The 15,948-nt window shown below is 43.7% G+C and carries 20 protein-coding genes; all 20 read left to right on the top strand.

Annotated elements, in window-relative coordinates:
* Window positions 1-110: 110 nt before the first annotated feature.
* Window positions 111-407, top strand: a complete 297-nt coding sequence (locus AACS90_RS17030) for a hypothetical protein (RefSeq protein ID WP_099123417.1) — start codon at window positions 111-113, stop codon at window positions 405-407.
* A gap of 281 nt (window positions 408-688) precedes the next feature.
* Window positions 689-1,039: a hypothetical protein gene (locus AACS90_RS17025; RefSeq protein ID WP_099123416.1), complete on the top strand. Its 351-nt coding sequence runs from the start codon at window positions 689-691 to the stop codon at window positions 1,037-1,039.
* 9 nt (window positions 1,040-1,048) lie between these two features.
* Window positions 1,049-1,750, top strand: coding sequence for a terminase (locus AACS90_RS17020; protein WP_099123415.1), 702 nt, complete (start codon window positions 1,049-1,051; stop codon window positions 1,748-1,750).
* Window positions 1,704-2,978: a terminase large subunit domain-containing protein gene (locus tag AACS90_RS17015; protein ID WP_241538317.1), complete on the top strand. Its 1,275-nt coding sequence runs from the start codon at window positions 1,704-1,706 to the stop codon at window positions 2,976-2,978. Before AACS90_RS17020 ends, AACS90_RS17015 begins: the two co-directional genes overlap by 47 nt.
* 1 nt (window position 2,979) lies before the next feature.
* Complete coding sequence (locus AACS90_RS17010; RefSeq protein ID WP_099123414.1) at window positions 2,980-4,356, top strand: DUF4055 domain-containing protein; 1,377 nt, start codon at window positions 2,980-2,982, stop codon at window positions 4,354-4,356.
* A 3-nt stretch (window positions 4,357-4,359) separates the two neighbouring features.
* The gene (locus tag AACS90_RS17005) at window positions 4,360-5,481 is read left to right on the top strand and encodes a phage minor head protein (protein WP_099123413.1); all 1,122 of its coding nucleotides are present in this window, start codon (window positions 4,360-4,362) and stop codon (window positions 5,479-5,481) included.
* A gap of 85 nt (window positions 5,482-5,566) precedes the next feature.
* Complete coding sequence (locus AACS90_RS17000) at window positions 5,567-6,250, top strand: hypothetical protein (protein ID WP_099123412.1); 684 nt, start codon at window positions 5,567-5,569, stop codon at window positions 6,248-6,250.
* A gap of 4 nt (window positions 6,251-6,254) precedes the next feature.
* The gene (locus AACS90_RS16995) at window positions 6,255-7,229 is read left to right on the top strand and encodes a major capsid protein (RefSeq protein ID WP_099123411.1); all 975 of its coding nucleotides are present in this window, start codon (window positions 6,255-6,257) and stop codon (window positions 7,227-7,229) included.
* Window positions 7,230-7,268: 39 nt separating this feature from the next.
* Complete coding sequence (locus tag AACS90_RS16990) at window positions 7,269-7,745, top strand: DnaT-like ssDNA-binding protein (RefSeq protein WP_099123410.1); 477 nt, start codon at window positions 7,269-7,271, stop codon at window positions 7,743-7,745.
* Window positions 7,746-7,747: 2 nt separating this feature from the next.
* Complete coding sequence (locus AACS90_RS16985) at window positions 7,748-8,101, top strand: hypothetical protein (protein WP_099123409.1); 354 nt, start codon at window positions 7,748-7,750, stop codon at window positions 8,099-8,101.
* Between the two features lies 1 nt (window position 8,102).
* Window positions 8,103-8,684 (top strand): hypothetical protein, encoded by a 582-nt coding sequence (locus tag AACS90_RS16980; RefSeq protein ID WP_099123408.1) that lies wholly within the window; start codon window positions 8,103-8,105, stop codon window positions 8,682-8,684.
* Window positions 8,681-9,082: a phage tail terminator-like protein gene (locus AACS90_RS16975; protein WP_099123407.1), complete on the top strand. Its 402-nt coding sequence runs from the start codon at window positions 8,681-8,683 to the stop codon at window positions 9,080-9,082. The genes AACS90_RS16980 and AACS90_RS16975 overlap by 4 nt, the downstream gene beginning before the upstream one ends.
* Window positions 9,083-9,122: 40 nt before the next feature.
* Window positions 9,123-9,782: a phage tail protein gene (locus AACS90_RS16970; RefSeq protein WP_241538316.1), complete on the top strand. Its 660-nt coding sequence runs from the start codon at window positions 9,123-9,125 to the stop codon at window positions 9,780-9,782.
* A 39-nt stretch (window positions 9,783-9,821) separates the two neighbouring features.
* Window positions 9,822-10,121, top strand: a complete 300-nt coding sequence (locus AACS90_RS16965; protein ID WP_099123405.1) for a phage tail assembly chaperone — start codon at window positions 9,822-9,824, stop codon at window positions 10,119-10,121.
* 29 nt (window positions 10,122-10,150) lie between these two features.
* Window positions 10,151-10,426, top strand: coding sequence for a DUF1799 domain-containing protein (locus tag AACS90_RS16960; protein ID WP_099123404.1), 276 nt, complete (start codon window positions 10,151-10,153; stop codon window positions 10,424-10,426).
* A gap of 52 nt (window positions 10,427-10,478) precedes the next feature.
* Entirely contained in the window at window positions 10,479-13,364 is a 2,886-nt protein-coding gene (locus tag AACS90_RS16955; protein ID WP_099123403.1) for a phage tail tape measure protein, read from the top strand.
* 95 nt (window positions 13,365-13,459) lie between these two features.
* On the top strand, window positions 13,460-13,870 hold the full coding sequence (locus AACS90_RS16950) for a hypothetical protein (protein WP_099126043.1): 411 nt from the start codon (window positions 13,460-13,462) through the stop codon (window positions 13,868-13,870).
* Between the two features lie 80 nt (window positions 13,871-13,950).
* The gene (locus AACS90_RS16945; RefSeq protein ID WP_153043697.1) at window positions 13,951-14,370 is read left to right on the top strand and encodes a hypothetical protein; all 420 of its coding nucleotides are present in this window, start codon (window positions 13,951-13,953) and stop codon (window positions 14,368-14,370) included.
* A 118-nt stretch (window positions 14,371-14,488) separates the two neighbouring features.
* Window positions 14,489-14,974 carry a type VI secretion system-associated protein TagO gene (locus AACS90_RS16940; RefSeq protein ID WP_099123400.1) on the top strand — a complete coding sequence of 162 codons (486 nt, stop codon included), beginning with the start codon at window positions 14,489-14,491 and terminating at the stop codon, window positions 14,972-14,974.
* Window positions 14,975-15,072: 98 nt separating this feature from the next.
* On the top strand, window positions 15,073-15,423 hold the full coding sequence (locus AACS90_RS16935) for a DUF6404 family protein (RefSeq protein ID WP_099123399.1): 351 nt from the start codon (window positions 15,073-15,075) through the stop codon (window positions 15,421-15,423).
* The last annotated feature ends 525 nt before the right edge of the window (window positions 15,424-15,948 follow it).

The raw sequence follows: 15,948 nt of genomic DNA, 5'->3' as shown, positions 1-15,948 counted from the left end.
ATCTCCACTGAATAATAAATGAGCAATTGTTAATGCTCGGTTAATGCACAAAACTAAACCCAATATTTCTTTACCCATTCCCTGAGTGGTTAAAGGAATACAGATAACTCATGCTGCCACTTCGTTCTCACCGCGTACCCTACGCACACGAACTGGCGGCATTTTTATTTGCGACTGTAGAGATATGGCTAGGGTTAATTTATATGCTGGACAAAAGTCATAAACTCCTTGTCTTTCAATATGTTGCTTGTGCGCAAGGGGCTGGACAAAACGACTTAACCATCTGTTTTTACATAACTCTTTTGTGCGCACCTCTTCAGGTGTATCGATACACCTTTGCGCCGGGTTATCGCCGTCTGTCGGTATTAGCTATGACATGTCTCCTTTTCATCGAGCGTACTGACTGAATCAAAAATAACCCATGCCCCTGAGAATAACAGGTCATTATCAGCAACATCCGCTGTAGGCAGGCAAAGTGATGTGACAGCCGGAGAGACGGCTTACATTGCCATCATGATTCACAGAGTAGTGATAGCTATGTAGTTAAATGACCAAAGTCCGATTATCGGACATTGCCCATATTTAGGGGGTGACGCGTGACTTATGCAGAACTTTATATCGTCCCGACTAAAAAAGTACGGGGTTATATAAATCAGACCAGTTATTTATTCTGAATGAGGCAAAAACAATGATGATAATTCACATTAATGAAGATGGTAGCACATCGGTACAGACAGCTAGATACATGGCATCTTACGATAAAGAAGGTGTACGCACTGGGGTTATCGGGTTTACCGAATCCGCCCCTAAAAGTATTACTCTTCACAATGCATTCAAGTCGAAAGCAGATACAGCGCGGATTGCTAGCACTGACGATAAAATTGAGGTTCGTGACTTGGAAGGACAGATAAGGACTGTTATTGGTTCTCTGCAATCAATCAAAGCAAGCTATGATGATCACATCCGTCAGATAGTCCGTGAAGAATTACGTCAGTTCGTGACGCGTGAATTGATGCCTGGTGGGTTACTTTCAAGATAAGGAAATAAAATGGCTAGGCCGGACTGGGGCGAGCTTAAAAATAAGTTCCTATCTGACCATGCCGAAACGGGTGTATCACCGAAAGAATGGTGTGAGTCTCAGGGATTAAATTATTCAACCGCCCGAAGGTATATCAAATATCCAACTGCGCACAAAACTGCGCAAAACGAAACCCGCAAAGTGCGCAATTCAAAAAAGCGCAATTCCAACACCGCTCCGCCTTTTGAGATTGGCAACAACGTAGCGGTAAAGCACTCTGGTTACTCTAAATATCTGCCTGATTCAGAAGAGCTGTTTGAAGATGCGGCAGAGCTGGATTTGGCTCAGGAATTATTGTTTGTTCGGGCAAGAACATTGTCAGTGACAAACATCCTTGGCAAGTTGCGCACTGATTTTGAGTCGGCCGAAGATTCGGAATTACGTGGTGATATTGCAAAACAGATTATGGGTGCTGAACAGGCTCTAGATCGCAATATTGCGCGCATTGAATCCATAGAACGTACTTTAGCGAGTCTTGATATTGATCGGGCCACGCTACCGAAAGTGATAGCTGATACTGAATTCAGGTTAGCGGTAACACGTAAAACGAAACTTGAAGCAGATAAACTGCAAAAAGAAATCGATACAGAAAAAGAGCAACCTATAAAAAGAATGGAGGTGATAATTGTCGGGGAAAACAATCAGGGCGACACTGACACCACCTCAGGGTAAGTTTTTCAGTCTCCGGTGTAAGTATCCGGCGTTTGTTGGCGGGTTTGGCACCGGTAAGACTGAAACAATGGCTGTTTCTGCTTTTCGAGATGCATCTCATTCATCTAATGCGCTGATAGCTATGTATGAACCAACCTATGATCTAATACGGCTTATCCTTGCGCCTCGCATGGAAGAGAAATTATCTGAGTATGGCATTCGCTATAAATACAATAAGTCAGAAAACATTATCTATACTGCCACTTCCGGTATTGGTGATTTTGTTCTGCGTACACTGGATAACCCAGCACGTATTGTCGGGTATGAGTCTTATCGGGCGCACATTGATGAAATTGACACACTAAAAGAACAGCATGCAAATGATGTTTGGATAAAAGTTATTGCCCGTAATCGTCAACGTCCGTTTGGCATAGAGAAGCCATTTAACCGGGTAAGCGTCTACACCACACCCGAAGGATTCCGCTTTGTATATAAAACATGGAAGCGTAACCCTAAAGACGGTTATCAAATGGTTCAGGCGTCTACATACAGCAATCCATTTTTACCCAATGATTATGCGGACTCCCTGAAGGCAAGTTATCCGCCTCAATTAATCGATGCTTATCTTGACGGTGAATTCGTTAACCTGACAAGCGGAACGGTTTATCACTGCTATGACAGGAAAGAGAATAGCAGTACGGAAACGGTATTAGGCAATGAACCAATATTTGTCGGTATGGATTTTAACGTTGGCAAGATGGCGGCGATTATTCATGTGAAGCGCTCTGGGTTGCCTCATGCAGTAGACGAAATAATAGATGGTTACGACACACCTGACGTTATCAAAACACTGCAAAACCGGTATTCAGAAAACAAAATTCACGTTTACCCAGATGCCAGCGGCAATAGCCGGAAGTCAGTTAATGCATCAGAGACTGATATTGCCTTGCTCAAAAGAGCCGGGCTTACAGTTCATGTCAATGGCACTAATCCATCAGTAAAAGATCGCGTTAATTCAATGAACGCCATGTTCCTGAATGCCGAAGGGGAAAGGCGTTATTTCGTCAATGCTGATAGGTGCCCTAATTATAGCGAGTCGCTGGAGCAGCAAATCTGGTTACCCTCTGGTGAGCCGGATAAAACAGCAGGTTTTGACCATGCCAATGATGCAGGTGGTTATTACATTTCATTTGAATACCCCATTGTGAGATCTGATCTCACTAAGATAATCAATTTCAACTGGAACTAACATGAATACAAACGTTGATTACAAACATCCGGCGTACACCGAATTTTTGCCAGAATGGAACATGATCGGCGATTGTGTTGATGGCGAACGGGTTGTTAAGAGTCGAGGTGAAAAGTATCTACCGCATCCGGCGGATAAGAAAAACAAAGATGACCCAAGTAATGAGCGCTATAAAAAATACCTGCTCCGGGCGTCTTTTATTAATGCCACAGGGCGGACACTGTTTGGGTTGCTCGGTATTGCCTTTAATAAGCCTGTCAAAGTGAATATCGCTGGTGGTATTGAATATTTGGAAACAGATATCGATGGCGAGGGGCAGCCGTTAACGCAGATGATACGAGATTCATTATCTCAAGTCCTACAGCGTGGGCGTGCTGGATTATTAGCTGATTACTCCGGTTCGGGTATTCAGTCAGAGGCTGAAAAAGGCCGTCCGTATATTCGTTTATTCACAGCAAAGCAAATCATTAACTGGCGGGTAACTAACGGAAAAACATCACTGGTTGTTGTCCATTATCAGGAGCCGAGGGACTCTGATAATTTCGAGTTACAACTGATTGATTGCTGGGTTGAGCTGAGGCTTATTGAAGGCAAGGCGTATTCACGAAACTGGTATAAGGAGGGCAGTGTGATTACGGGGGAATGGGTGGGGCTTAAAGACGCCTTCGGGTTGCCGTTATCTGAACTCCCGTGGGCGTGGATTGGCTCAATGAACAATGATCACACGCCGGATGCACCACCGCTGGCCGATATTGCCTATGTGAATATCAAGCATTATCAGGCGGAAGCCGATATCGCAGAGTCAGCGCATACAGTCGGACAGCCGATGGTGGCGCTCACTGGACTGACCGATGAATGGGCAGACAAATATTTCCGTGATGGTTTTACCGTTGGTTCGCGCAATGGTGTTCTTCTTCCTCAAAACGGCGATATGAAGTTCGCCCAGCCGGAAGAGCGTAATATGCAGATAACGGTGGCGGAACGAAGGGAAAAGCAAATGGCGATGCTGGGAGCTAAGTTAATTGAGCGTGGCACTTCTGCGCGTACCGCCACCCAAGCACAAAATGAGGCGCAAACAGATAACTCTATTTTGTCTCTCTGTGCCGGTAACGTGGAGCAGGCGTTTAACCGGGCATTGCAGTTCTGTATCCAGTTTGCCGGTGTGGGTGAGGCCGCTATTGAGCTGAATAAAATTTATGATACCGCTCAACTTGATTCTGCGGCGATCTCCACGTTGTTATCTGCTGTTCAGTCGGGCGAGATGCGTAAAATTGACTTTATTCGCTATCTGCAAAGTATCAATATTGTCCCTCAGGATGAGCAGCCGGAAGATATCGAAGATCAGCTGAGAAACAAAACACCTGAAATACTGGAGTGATAAATGAAATCCATCAATAACATGATAATGGATGAATTGATTGCTCATTCCTTGTTCTCGGGACGTTATTCAACCCATGTTGCCCGTAGAATGGTTAAGGCATTAAATGAATTTGACGCAGAATTAACGGCATCTTTGATTGTCGCGCTGGATGATACTCGCCTTGATAGTCATAGCTTTACTGCCCAACGACTGGAGTCATTGCTTTTCAGCGTCAGAAGGATAAATAAAAGTGCTGTTGAGAGCGCCTTTTCGGTGTTATCCAGTGAAATGCTGGAGCATGTGCGTTATGAGATTGGCTACTATCCGTCATTATTTGAATCTTTGCTACCTGATGGGGCACTGAAAAAATACCCACTAATAGGCATTACGGAAGAAATGCTGTATTCCTCTGTGATGTCTCGACCGTTTCAGGGGAAATTGTTATCAGAATGGGCGGAGGGATTGGCGGCAGACCGCATGGTCAGGATCAATAATGCGGTTCGCAATGGCTATTTACATGGCAGCAGTGCGGTTGAAATAGGGCGTAAAATCAGGGGGCATGCCAATCAGGGGTACAAGGATGGCGCACTGCAAATAAGTCGTGCCAATGCAACCAGTATCGCCAAAACAGCGATAAGCCATTTACAGGCAACCGCAAGAGAACAGTTTGCAAAAGCTAACAAGGATATTTTCGATTGCAAGCGCTGGGTATCAACATTGGATAACAAAACGTCCAATGATTGCATTATCCGTGATGGGTTGAAATACACACTGAGTGATAAGCCTATCGACCACAAAATTCCTTACCTGCAAGGCCCCGGTAAAATACATTTTAATTGCCGTTCAATGGAAACGCTGGTGGTGAAATCATGGCGGGAGCTCGGTATTGACGCGAATGAAATGAGTGAAGGTACAAGAGCATCAATGAATGGTCAGGTGCCGGAGAATACCACCTTTCTTGCGTGGATTCAGCGGCAACCTGCATGGCGGCAAAAGCAGGTATTTGGTGAAACTCGCTATCGTCTTATGAAAGAGGGTGGTATGCATCCATCAGAGTTTTACACAGATAAGGGGGAGTTTATCTCACTGGATACACTTAAAGAGATAGACGAACAAGCGTTCAGAGAGGCTGGCTACGTATAGCCGGTAAAAAATTCACAAGGTCACTTCGGTGGCCTTTTTTATTGTCCGCAGTCGGTGACTGCATCATCAAGACCTGAGGTTGACGATGTTTAAATTTGCATTAACAAAAGAAGAGTTTGAGGCCTTAACTGATGAACAAAAAGCCATGTACAAAGCACAGGGTGACAAATATCAGTTACAGATCGAAGGGATGCCTGAAATACCTGATGTTTCTGGTTTGCAAAAGAAAGTGGATGAACTGCTTTCTGAGAAGAAATCAGAGCAGGAAAAACGCCGTCAGGCAGAAGAGGCAGCGAAGAAAGCCGCAGAAGAACAGGCCCGCAAAAATGGGGATATCGAGGCATTGGAAAAAAGTTGGTCTGAAAAACTCACCGCACGTGAAAAAGAGTTGTTGACCCAACTTGAAGCGAAAGACACTAATCTTCGCACTTTGCTGGTGGATAACGTTGCGCAGTCATTGGCGGCTAAATTGGCAGGGGATAGCGCGCCGTTAATTATGCCGCATATTAAATCACGTCTGACAGTCGAAGAGGGGAAGACCCGCGTTGTTGATTCTGGCGGTCAGCTTTCAGCGTTATCTATTGATGAGTTGGAAAAAGAGTTTCGCAGTAACCAATTATTTGCACCGGTAATTATCGGTAGCAAAGCCACTGGAACCGGGGGTGACGGCGGCAAAGGAAAACCACCTGCCGGAGGCGGCGAGAAGCCAAAAAGCACGAATTCATTAGTGGATCGTGCTCGTGAAATCATTGCTAAATCAGAGGAATAATTGAATGTCGTTAGAAATTTTTCAAAAACAAGTCTCCACCGCCGCTACTGAACTGGTTGATCAGGCTGTCCGAGAATTTAACGAGGCATCAGGTGGTGCTTTGGTTCTCGGTAACGGTGATCACATTGGTGATTTTGTGGAACAGACATCGTGGCAATTACTGGGTGGTCTGGCTCAGCGTCGTAACGCCTATGCTTCGGGTAATCTTACCCCGCAGGAATTAGGTCAGATTTTGGATCGCATGGTGAAGGTCGACGGACGTATTGGTCCTGTTTCTGTTACGCCCACCATGATGAAGCGCCTGGGTAAGGATGTCTCAGAAGCCTCAGCGGTTGTCGCCGCTCAGTCTGCGGAAGCTATGCTGCAAGACTACCTGAATACGACAGGCTCGGCATTGAAAGCCGCTATTTCGGGCAATACGGAGGTTATTACCGATCTATCAGCCGAGAAAAAAGCCCCCTCTTTACGCGGCCTGAACCGGGCAACTCGTCCGTTTGGTGATGCCTACTCACGTATTGTGGCGTGGCTAATGGACGGGGCAACGTTCAACGATTTTATGGATGAGACACTGGCAAACGCCAGTAATCTGTTCCAGATTGGTAATGTTGCTATCAAACAGGATGGTTTCGGTCGTCGTTTTGTGGTGTCAGATATTCCGGCATTGGCGGATGGTGAAAAGCAACACTCGCTGGGCTTGGTTGTGGGGGCTGCGGCTGTTCAAACGTCACCGCTCATCATGAAAGCACAGGATGTCCTCGGTACGGAGAATATCAAGGCGCTGATGCAGGGTGAGTACGACTTCACTATTGGTCTGCGCGGTTATCAATGGGCGAAAGATAGCATCAAGTCACCGACAAATGATCAGCTGGGGGCTAAATCCAACTGGAAGCAAATTGTAACCAGCATCAAGGATACTGCCGGTGTTATGGTGACGTTTGGTAAAGATACCACAGCAACGACTACGGTCGACAATAAGTAATCGTAAGGGGCTTAATTGCCCCTTTATTTTGAGGTGAGCATGATTGATTCAGATAAAAACTCGCCAACGTTTAATAGCTACGCCAGTGTTGAGGATTTAAAGCAGTTTGCTGTTCAGCGTGGTTACCATTTATCGGATGATAGCAACCTGCCAGCCCTTTTGTTTCAGGCGATGGACTATCTATCCACACGACAATGGAAAGGGCAGAAATCAATATTGGGGCAGCCATTGGCCTTTCCGAGAAAAGGTATTTATGCCGATGGCGAGTTATTGCCGAGTTATGGAATCCCGGTGCAATTAATACAGGCACAATGCCGTTTGGCGATTGACTCGCTTGAATATGATCTTACGCCCACGGTTGGTGGCGAAGTCCTGTCTGAGACTGTCAGTGGGGCTGTATCAGTAACCTACCGAGAGGGTACTAACTCCGGCACACCGAATATGGTTTGGCTTAATTCTCTGTTACGTGATTTTCTGTCTGATAACGGTATGACATTTCAAGTATTCCGGGGGTAAGCGTGGCAAAGTTTTATTCCAGAATACAGAAAACTTCTGGGCGACTACTCAAGCAATATGGCGCTGAACTTGTCGTTAAGCGCAAAGGGAGACACTGGGTGGATGATGAAGGCCGGGAGCGTAACGAACCGGAACGACAGTTCAATGCTACTGGTGTGAAAGTCAGGTATAACCCGAATGAAATTGATGGCTCACTGATACTGTCTACGGATATCAAAATGGTGTTCTCTTCTGATGTGCAGATAGAGAAAGGGGATTTAGTGCTGGTGGATGAGGTTTGGCTGAGAGTGATTGAGCCTAACCCAGTTAAACCTGCTGATATCGTGCTTTGTTATCAATCCCAACTGAGGACGTGAGATGGCAGATCCATTTATGGCATCCATTGATGCGTTTGTGAATAAAGCCAAAGGTAATATTGAAGCTGCATCGAAGGGAACGTTTATCAAGATATTGTCACGATTGATTGTCATGTCTCCCGTGGGCAACCCTGAGCTATGGGCCGTGAACAGTACGGCAAGAGCTTATAATCAGGCGGTGTATGACTGGAATGAGCAGCAACAATCAGATCCCAATAATTTAACCCCCAAAAGGCGGCAGCTAAAAAAACGGGCTCGCGTCACTGACTCCATGGATATCAAAGCCCCTTCTGGATATACCGGCGGTCGGTTTAGAGGGAATTGGCAGGTGACTTTTGATGAAGTTCCAGCCGAAGAGACCGGGCGTATTGATAAGAACGGAAATCTGACCCAAGCCATCGGTGATCTGATGATTGGGCAGTTTAAAGTTGGCGTTAAAGCAGTCTATTTTTCAAATAATGTGCCCTATGCCTATCGCCTTGAAATGGGCCACTCCAAACAAGCGCCAAACGGTATGGTTGCCGTGACAGCACAGGCATTTCAGAAACTTTTCAGTGAAGCGGTATCGGAAACAAAATCATGAATCAGTCAACGATAAATGAGGCTATTCGTTCGCTGATTGCCAGAATAGCCAAGCAGGAAGATTTGCGCGTGGCGTGGCCCAACATGCCATTTAGTGACATTAACGATCCCTATCTGCAACTGCACATTATGCCTGCAACAACACAAAATATCGGTTTATCGCTGGATATGCTGGTATTTCGTGGTGTCATTCAAGTGAGTGTTGTAGGGAAATCTGGCTCTGGTGAATCAGTGTTAACACAACTTGCCGATCGGATAACTGAATATTTACCGAATGGCTTGTCACTGACTAAAAGCCTGTATCTCAATGATGACCCCAGCGTCTTTCCCTCCATTCAGGATGGCGCAAATTACACCATTCCCATACGTACATCATATCGATGTGATGCAATTCGATAATGGCCGCAATTAGCGGTTTTTTTATACATAAAAGAGGTTAATGATGGCCTATAACATCCCTAATGGCTCTCGTGTTTATCTAGCAAGCGAATACGGAGATGATATTAAGTTCTCCGCAGCGTCTAATGCTGAAGAGGTAGTGCTGACAGTTGGAGCAGCTGTTGGTATCACTAAAGGTGACATTGTTCATGTCAATTCTGGTTGGAAGAAAGCGTCCGGGGCTTACCGTGTCAAGCTCGTCGCAGAAAAAGCCATTACATTGGAAGGATTGGATACGACAGACAAAAATACATTCCCTGCTGGTGGTGGGGCGGGTTCACTGAAGAAAGTATTGTCATGGGAAGTGATGCCGCAAGTTATGACACTTTCCACTGAAGGGGGGGAGCAGCAAACGCAGGAGGTTCAGTTTCTGGAGGATGAGCAGGCTGAAACTATCGACACTTATAAAAATGGCGTTGTTCAGGTTTATACCTTTGCTCATGACGCCAAATTGCCCATTCGTAAACTGCTCATGAAACTGGATGATAGCAAGCAGATTACAGCTATTCGGTTCTTTAATAAGCGTGCTGCCGAAGACCGATATTACACCGCCTCCGTGTCGTTTCAACGTGTACCCAATACCGCTATAAACGAGGTGGAGAACGTGACAGCCCGTTTCTCTCTCAAATCTGATATGCAGATTTACACCAACGCAGAATAATTACAGCCCCGTTATGGGGCTTTCTTTTGAGGATTTTTTATGGCTTTTACACTTGTTCCTAATCCTAAATTCAAAGCAAATGTTCAGATCCCTGTAGCGGGTCAAGAAAAACCGGAAGTGGTGACCTTCACATTCAATCACAAGCCGATCAGTGAGTTGGATAAAATGCGGGAGATGCCGGCTCAGGCATTCTTTGAGCAGATTATTACCGGTTGGGCGATAGAGGAACCTTACAACACTGAAAACCTGAGGTTATTGCTGGATAACTACCCATCAGCAACCACGGCGATCACAACCACGTACTACAACGAATTACTGGGTAATCGGGAAAAAAACTAATCACGGTCGCTGAAGCACTGTATAGCGGGATGAACGCAAAGGATGCCGCTGATTTTCAGCGTGCCTTTGGTTTTATCCCTGAGCAGCTTGATGTTGAAGTCTGGCCTGATGTCTGGGATTCATATCTGGTGTTTAGTGCTATGCAGACACAATGGCGTGTGGGGATGAATGGGGCAACCGGGCTGGACTATTCACCACTAAATCAGGTTATGGATTATCTCAACATCAAAGACAGGGCGACCGTGTTTAATGATATTCGGGTCATGGAAATCAAAGCACTCGGATTGATGCACAAGAAGCAGTAATACCTTTTATGACCTCCTTCGGGAGGTTTTTTATCCCCGAAGGAAAATACAAATGACTGATGTCGCAACCATTTCACTAAAGGTTAACACCTCTGATCTTGAAAGGGGTGAACAAAAGTTAAATTCATTTAAAAATGCGGCGGATAAAGCGAGTGGCTCTACAAATAAATTTGCTAGCCAATCAGAAAAGAGCGCCGTCGCATCTGCGGCCATGGCTAAAGAGATTGATCGGGTACATAAAAATGTTTCCGATTTAGCAATCAAAGAGCAAAAAGCAGCCGCATCTGCAAAGGCTCTTGCCGCGGAGCAAGATAAAGTCGCAGAAGCGTTTTTCAAACAGATTGATGCTATTAAACGCAATGCGACCTCAACAGAGCAGTTAACCAAGATTCAGGCAGAGGCCAGAAAAGCCAGAAAATCTGAGAAATTAGACCTTGAATCTTATCGTAATATTCTGTCTGACATTATCGGCAAAAAGAAACAAATGGCAGAGGCTGATGCGAAACAGGCAGCAGCAGGTCAGGCGTTTCTAACCAGATTGAAAGACCAGATTGCAACTCAGAGCCTCAGTCGTAATGAATTGCTGAGATATAGGGCGGCGCAATTAGGTGTTAGCTCTGCGGCAGATATTTATATTGGCAAGTTAAAAGAAACGAGTAAGGAAACCAAAGGCTTAAGCGGGAAAAATAAAAACATCATTAATGGATTTAAAAATATTGCTAGCGCAATAGGAATGGGTGGCCTACTGCGCGGGGGTGGGATTGGCACTGTAGTAACAGTGTTAGGGAGTGCCGCTAAGATTGCCTATACCGCAGAAAAGGAGTTCACCGAATTCAATAAGCAGCTTATCTTAACAGGTAATTACGCCAACAAAACAGCCGGGCAGCTCAATGAAATGGCCCGTATCATGTCGGGTAATGGTATCTCTCGTTCAGCAATGGCAGATTCTATTGCCAGTGTGGTTGGTACAGGATTATTTAGGGATAACGAAATATCTCGTGTTGCTAAGGCCGCAGCACAAATGAATTACATTACTGGTCAGGCAATTGAAACGACAATAAACCAATTTCAGCGGTTGCAGGACGAACCGTTAAAAATGTCGTTAGAATTGGAGAAAGCTAATCACCATTTGACCGCTGCGCAATTGGAGCAAATTAATACATTAGAACTACAAGGTAATAAAACAGCCGCGGCTAAAATTGCTATCGATGCTTATGCACAATCCATCAATGATGGTGCGAATGATATAACTCAAAATCTAGGTTTCCTTGAATCTGCATGGCTGGGAGTTCAGAACGCAGCTAAAGGGGCTTGGGATGCCATGCTCAGCAAGGGTAGGAAAAGCACTTTAGATGAACAAATCCGTGAAAAAGAAGAGTTACTTAACAGTCTGAATAATTTATTTATCACGCCACAGTATCGACTTGACGGGCTAAAAACTGAAATTGAAGCCCTCAAAGAAGAAAAATTCCAAGTTGATCTCAAGAAAGCGCAGGAGCAAGCCAAAAAGAATAATGAACAGATAGCGATTCAAAATTTTAGAATTCAGCAATTCTGGTATAACCAGTATGCAAGCTGGGAAACCCAAAAAAAGGAAAAACTGGCAAAACTAGAAGCTGATAAGCACGCATTAACAAAGGAACAGTACGAAGAATATAAAAAGATGATCAACTATAAGCACCGTGACCGCAAAATGCCCGGTGCTGGGAAAAAACCTCCTAAGGAGCCTAAGTTTAAAGTTGATGCAGGCACTCGTGCGGATGAAGCAGCAAGGAAAGAGTTACTCTCTCTGCAAGCGCAGTTAAGGGTTCTTGAGAGGCACAAAACGGTTAATGATGTAATTAGCTCTGAGCGCAAGAAACTGCAAAATATGGAAGCAAAATTTGCTATTTTGGAAGAAGCGCAACGAAAGAGAAAGCTCACTCAGAATGAGCAGTCACTACTTCTACAAAAAGAATCCATTTTGGAATCCCATCGTGAGCTTGCTTTTATGGGAGATAAGGTTATAGCTCAAAAACGATTAAATGACCTCAGAGATAAAGCCATAAAGGATATGCAGCAACTGAATGCTGAGACTCGTTTAATGATTGAAACTATGGCGATGAGTAGTAGAGAGGCTGAGCTTTATAGGGCAAAATCACAAGCACAAACTAATTGGGAGAAAGAGGGGGGCTCGATTAGTGATCCGATTTATAGGGAGCAAATCCAAGATATAGAGGCTGATTACGCTAAGAAAGAGAAAATGAGAGAGGATTGGGAAGCCGGTCTTAAAAAGGGTTTCGCTGAGTTCAAAGACCAAGCCACAAATACATATGCCAACGTTGCTCAAATATCACAGACCACATTTGCTGGCATGAGTAACACGATGGCTGATTTTTTGCTTACGGGCAAGGCTGATTTTGCTGGTTTCACTAAATCTATTCTTGAGATGATTACCAAAATGTTAGTGCAAATGGCTATGTTGCAAGCAATGAAAGCGGCATTCGGTGGTACTGAATTTGGTAAGACATGGTTCGGGTTTGCTGGTGGAGGTTACACTGGAAATGGTGGTAAGTATGAGCCAAAGGGCATAGTCCACGGAGGAGAGTTTGTCTTCACCAAAGAGGCTACCCAACGTTTAGGTATTGAAAATCTATATAGCTTAATGAACAGTACGAAACGAGGTTATGCAGCTGGTGGTTATGTCGGCGCTTCTCAGTCAGTGGCTACGAATACTCTAACGCCAAGGATGTACGGTATGCAACCTGCATCTGTAGATAGAGATGCTACGGTGGCATTATATGGTGATATTAATATTGGTAATCAGCAGCAATCAGCTACTAGCACTAATGATGTAGTAGCAGTTAGACGTGAGTTTCAGCAAATGGTTGAAGTCGGTGTTAGTCGGATGCTAAATAATCCAGCTTCTGCATTATATCGAACTATTAAGGGGCGTTAGGGGCATTGGAATGAACTTTAGCCTTATTTGCTTCATTTTTCATCGTTTTTTGACTAAGATTCATATAGTTTGCTCAAATGGAGATGGAGATGGAGATGAAAAGGTTAATTGTTGGGATGACTACAGCTCTAGCTCTGAGCGGGTGTGCTCAGATGACCGATAGTCGCCCCATTCCTGTTATAAATACGGAGCCGGTAACTTGCAATTCAGAGGCAATGTGCAGTTACTTGTGGTCTATCGTGCCTGATAAAATTGGTAAGGCATCTCGAATGAAGGTAAGTAGTGAGAGTGATACCTTTATCTCTACATATCCTGCAATTGATACGAGACAATTAGGCGCGAGAGTGGCAAAAATACAGCAACCCAATGGTGATTATCAAATGAAAGCAACATTTTATTGCCATAGACACGCAACACCCAAGGATTGCGAAAGAGATATAATTGATGCAACGAATTTTTTTAATAAAGTTATGGGACTGTATAAAGCAGACTATTTAAAACGGTGATCTACTACAAGCCCTTATTTGCTTCATTTTGCACCATACTTTTATTAAGATTTATGTAGCTAACTCAGGTGAAGATGAAAATGAAGAAGTTAATTGCTGGTTTTGTTGTTGCGCTGACTTTGAATGGGTGCTCTGCTCAATCCAAAGAGAAAGAACCATTACCTAAAGTGACCGCAGAAAACCAGCACTGCACTGGTGATTCAGAATGTAGTGCTGTGTGGGCGAATGTGCCTGAAAAGCTAGAGCGAATCACAGGAATACGTATTAATACAGTATCTGATACTTATATCTCAACATACTCTCCATCAGATGATAGGTTTTTAGGTGGTTCAGCTACCTTGGTTCCTGTAAATGGTAAAGAAAAAGAGATCAGGCCATCTTTCCATTGTTTGAGATATATGGATGATTACAACTGCCAAAAGTTAACTATATTAGCTACTGATGCTTTCAATGAAGGCATGAAGGGAATTAAAAAAGCATACAATAATCACAATAAATAACAGCTTGGCACTGGCGTTAATCTAAGTTTAATTACACAAACTCTCTTAAGTATGGATTATTGAGCTATGCCTCCTCATTAGTTAGTATTGTATATAAAATTAACAATGAGGAATTGTAGTGAAAAAGCGCGTTACGTGGTTAATTACAGTATGTTTTTTATCCTTTAATGTAATGGCAAGCGATATGCCAAAGCTTGGAGAATGGGATATCACAAAAGAAGTAAATAAGCTCACTGACAAGATAGATTATTTTGCAGTGTTGTCATCAGAGAACGGGGAAGAGTCTTTGGTATTGCGTTGTGAAAACAATACAACAGAAGCCTATATAGCAACGGATGAATATTTAGGAATTGAAAATGATGCTAAGGTGACATTTAGAATAGATAAACAAAATGCAATAACTGAAAATTGGGAAATAGGCGGAAGTAATGATAGTGCATTTTCTCCAAGTCCAGTGCAATTTATAAGAAAAATATATGGTAAGCAAAATATTGTCGTTGGATATATACCAGACGGTCAGATTCAAATAATCGCTGAGTTCAAAATAGACCACATAAATGAGGTGGCAAAAGAGATATCTCAGGCTTGTGGTTGGAAATTGTGAGATAGTAATTTCATATACAGAGATGCAAATTACAGTAAATAGCCCCTTACGGACTTTGCATCTTTGTAAAGCCCTTAGAATAATTCAAGGAGAGAAGTATGAATTTTGAACAACGGAAAGAGCGTGCTATTGCCATCATGGAAAGCAAAAAAATGTGGAGTAGCAACTATGCGCCCCCTTTGCTACGTATATTATGGAAAATGGGCTTCAAGATACCACCACTTCCTTTTGCCTCATTTTGGCAAATTGCAATACCGATGGGAATGTGGTTCGCGCCTATGTGGGGACTTCTTATGTGGTTTTTTGCTTGGCAAGATGAGGGCATGTCACTTACCGGCGCTATTATTTCAAGTATCACTACTGGTATTTTTTTTGGTGTATCTATGGCTGCATATCATCGGTGGCGAAAAAAAGTTAACGACCTGCCCGATTGGGATAGCCTGGATTGAACCTCAATGAACCATGATCTGACAGAAGCCCCCTACGGGGCTTTTTTGTTGGTGGAATATTATCTTCGCGTGTGCTAGCTTATATTCGATTGAATATCGCTCTTTGAACAATTTGGGTGTGCTGACAAAGTACACACTATACTTGAATGCTCTAGGTTTTCTTGGAGCAAGCAGTCCTCTAAAAAAGACTGGCTAATTACAATTAATGCCCCGCCCGTGTGGGGAGTCTTCGTTCTTTAATATCGTAGTGCTGAAAAAGCACAAGCCATCCTAGCGTAAATGCGTTCATCATATTTTCATATATAAATTATAACACGAATTAATAATTCTATGACTTAAGCGGAAACGCTAATCTTTATTTATTCCAAAATCTAAAATTCCACAATTAACCTATGCAATTATTTTGCATCGGTCGTTTTTGCATGTTTTTTTCACAATTAAACCAAATAAAAAAGCCAGTATTCCACTACTGGCTTTTGGCGTCCTATTAAAAGGAGAAAACAAATATGTTGAATATGAATTTAG

The sequence above is a fragment of the Xenorhabdus sp. KK7.4 genome, from assembly GCF_963876465.1.
Lineage (GTDB): Bacteria > Pseudomonadota > Gammaproteobacteria > Enterobacterales > Enterobacteriaceae > Xenorhabdus > Xenorhabdus stockiae.
Note: the sequence above shows the minus strand (reverse complement) of the source record. Positions and strands in the feature narration are given on the sequence as shown.

What these genes read in the sequence shown, in the direction of transcription:
- AACS90_RS17030 (WP_099123417.1), top strand. Translation starts at nt 111, where the DNA reads ATGCTGCCACTTCGTTCTCACCGCGTACCCTACGCACACGAACTGGCG.
- AACS90_RS17025 (WP_099123416.1), top strand. Translation starts at nt 689, where the DNA reads ATGATGATAATTCACATTAATGAAGATGGTAGCACATCGGTACAGACA.
- AACS90_RS17020 (WP_099123415.1), top strand. Translation starts at nt 1,049, where the DNA reads ATGGCTAGGCCGGACTGGGGCGAGCTTAAAAATAAGTTCCTATCTGAC.
- AACS90_RS17010 (WP_099123414.1), top strand. Translation starts at nt 2,980, where the DNA reads ATGAATACAAACGTTGATTACAAACATCCGGCGTACACCGAATTTTTG.
- AACS90_RS17005 (WP_099123413.1), top strand. Translation starts at nt 4,360, where the DNA reads ATGAAATCCATCAATAACATGATAATGGATGAATTGATTGCTCATTCC.
- AACS90_RS17000 (WP_099123412.1), top strand. Translation starts at nt 5,567, where the DNA reads ATGTTTAAATTTGCATTAACAAAAGAAGAGTTTGAGGCCTTAACTGAT.
- AACS90_RS16995 (WP_099123411.1), top strand. Translation starts at nt 6,255, where the DNA reads ATGTCGTTAGAAATTTTTCAAAAACAAGTCTCCACCGCCGCTACTGAA.
- AACS90_RS16990 (WP_099123410.1), top strand. Translation starts at nt 7,269, where the DNA reads ATGATTGATTCAGATAAAAACTCGCCAACGTTTAATAGCTACGCCAGT.
- AACS90_RS16980 (WP_099123408.1), top strand. Translation starts at nt 8,103, where the DNA reads ATGGCAGATCCATTTATGGCATCCATTGATGCGTTTGTGAATAAAGCC.
- AACS90_RS16975 (WP_099123407.1), top strand. Translation starts at nt 8,681, where the DNA reads ATGAATCAGTCAACGATAAATGAGGCTATTCGTTCGCTGATTGCCAGA.
- AACS90_RS16970 (WP_241538316.1), top strand. Translation starts at nt 9,123, where the DNA reads ATGATGGCCTATAACATCCCTAATGGCTCTCGTGTTTATCTAGCAAGC.
- AACS90_RS16965 (WP_099123405.1), top strand. Translation starts at nt 9,822, where the DNA reads ATGGCTTTTACACTTGTTCCTAATCCTAAATTCAAAGCAAATGTTCAG.
- AACS90_RS16960 (WP_099123404.1), top strand. Translation starts at nt 10,151, where the DNA reads ATGAACGCAAAGGATGCCGCTGATTTTCAGCGTGCCTTTGGTTTTATC.
- AACS90_RS16955 (WP_099123403.1), top strand. Translation starts at nt 10,479, where the DNA reads ATGACTGATGTCGCAACCATTTCACTAAAGGTTAACACCTCTGATCTT.
- AACS90_RS16950 (WP_099126043.1), top strand. Translation starts at nt 13,460, where the DNA reads ATGAAAAGGTTAATTGTTGGGATGACTACAGCTCTAGCTCTGAGCGGG.
- AACS90_RS16945 (WP_153043697.1), top strand. Translation starts at nt 13,951, where the DNA reads ATGAAGAAGTTAATTGCTGGTTTTGTTGTTGCGCTGACTTTGAATGGG.
- AACS90_RS16935 (WP_099123399.1), top strand. Translation starts at nt 15,073, where the DNA reads ATGAATTTTGAACAACGGAAAGAGCGTGCTATTGCCATCATGGAAAGC.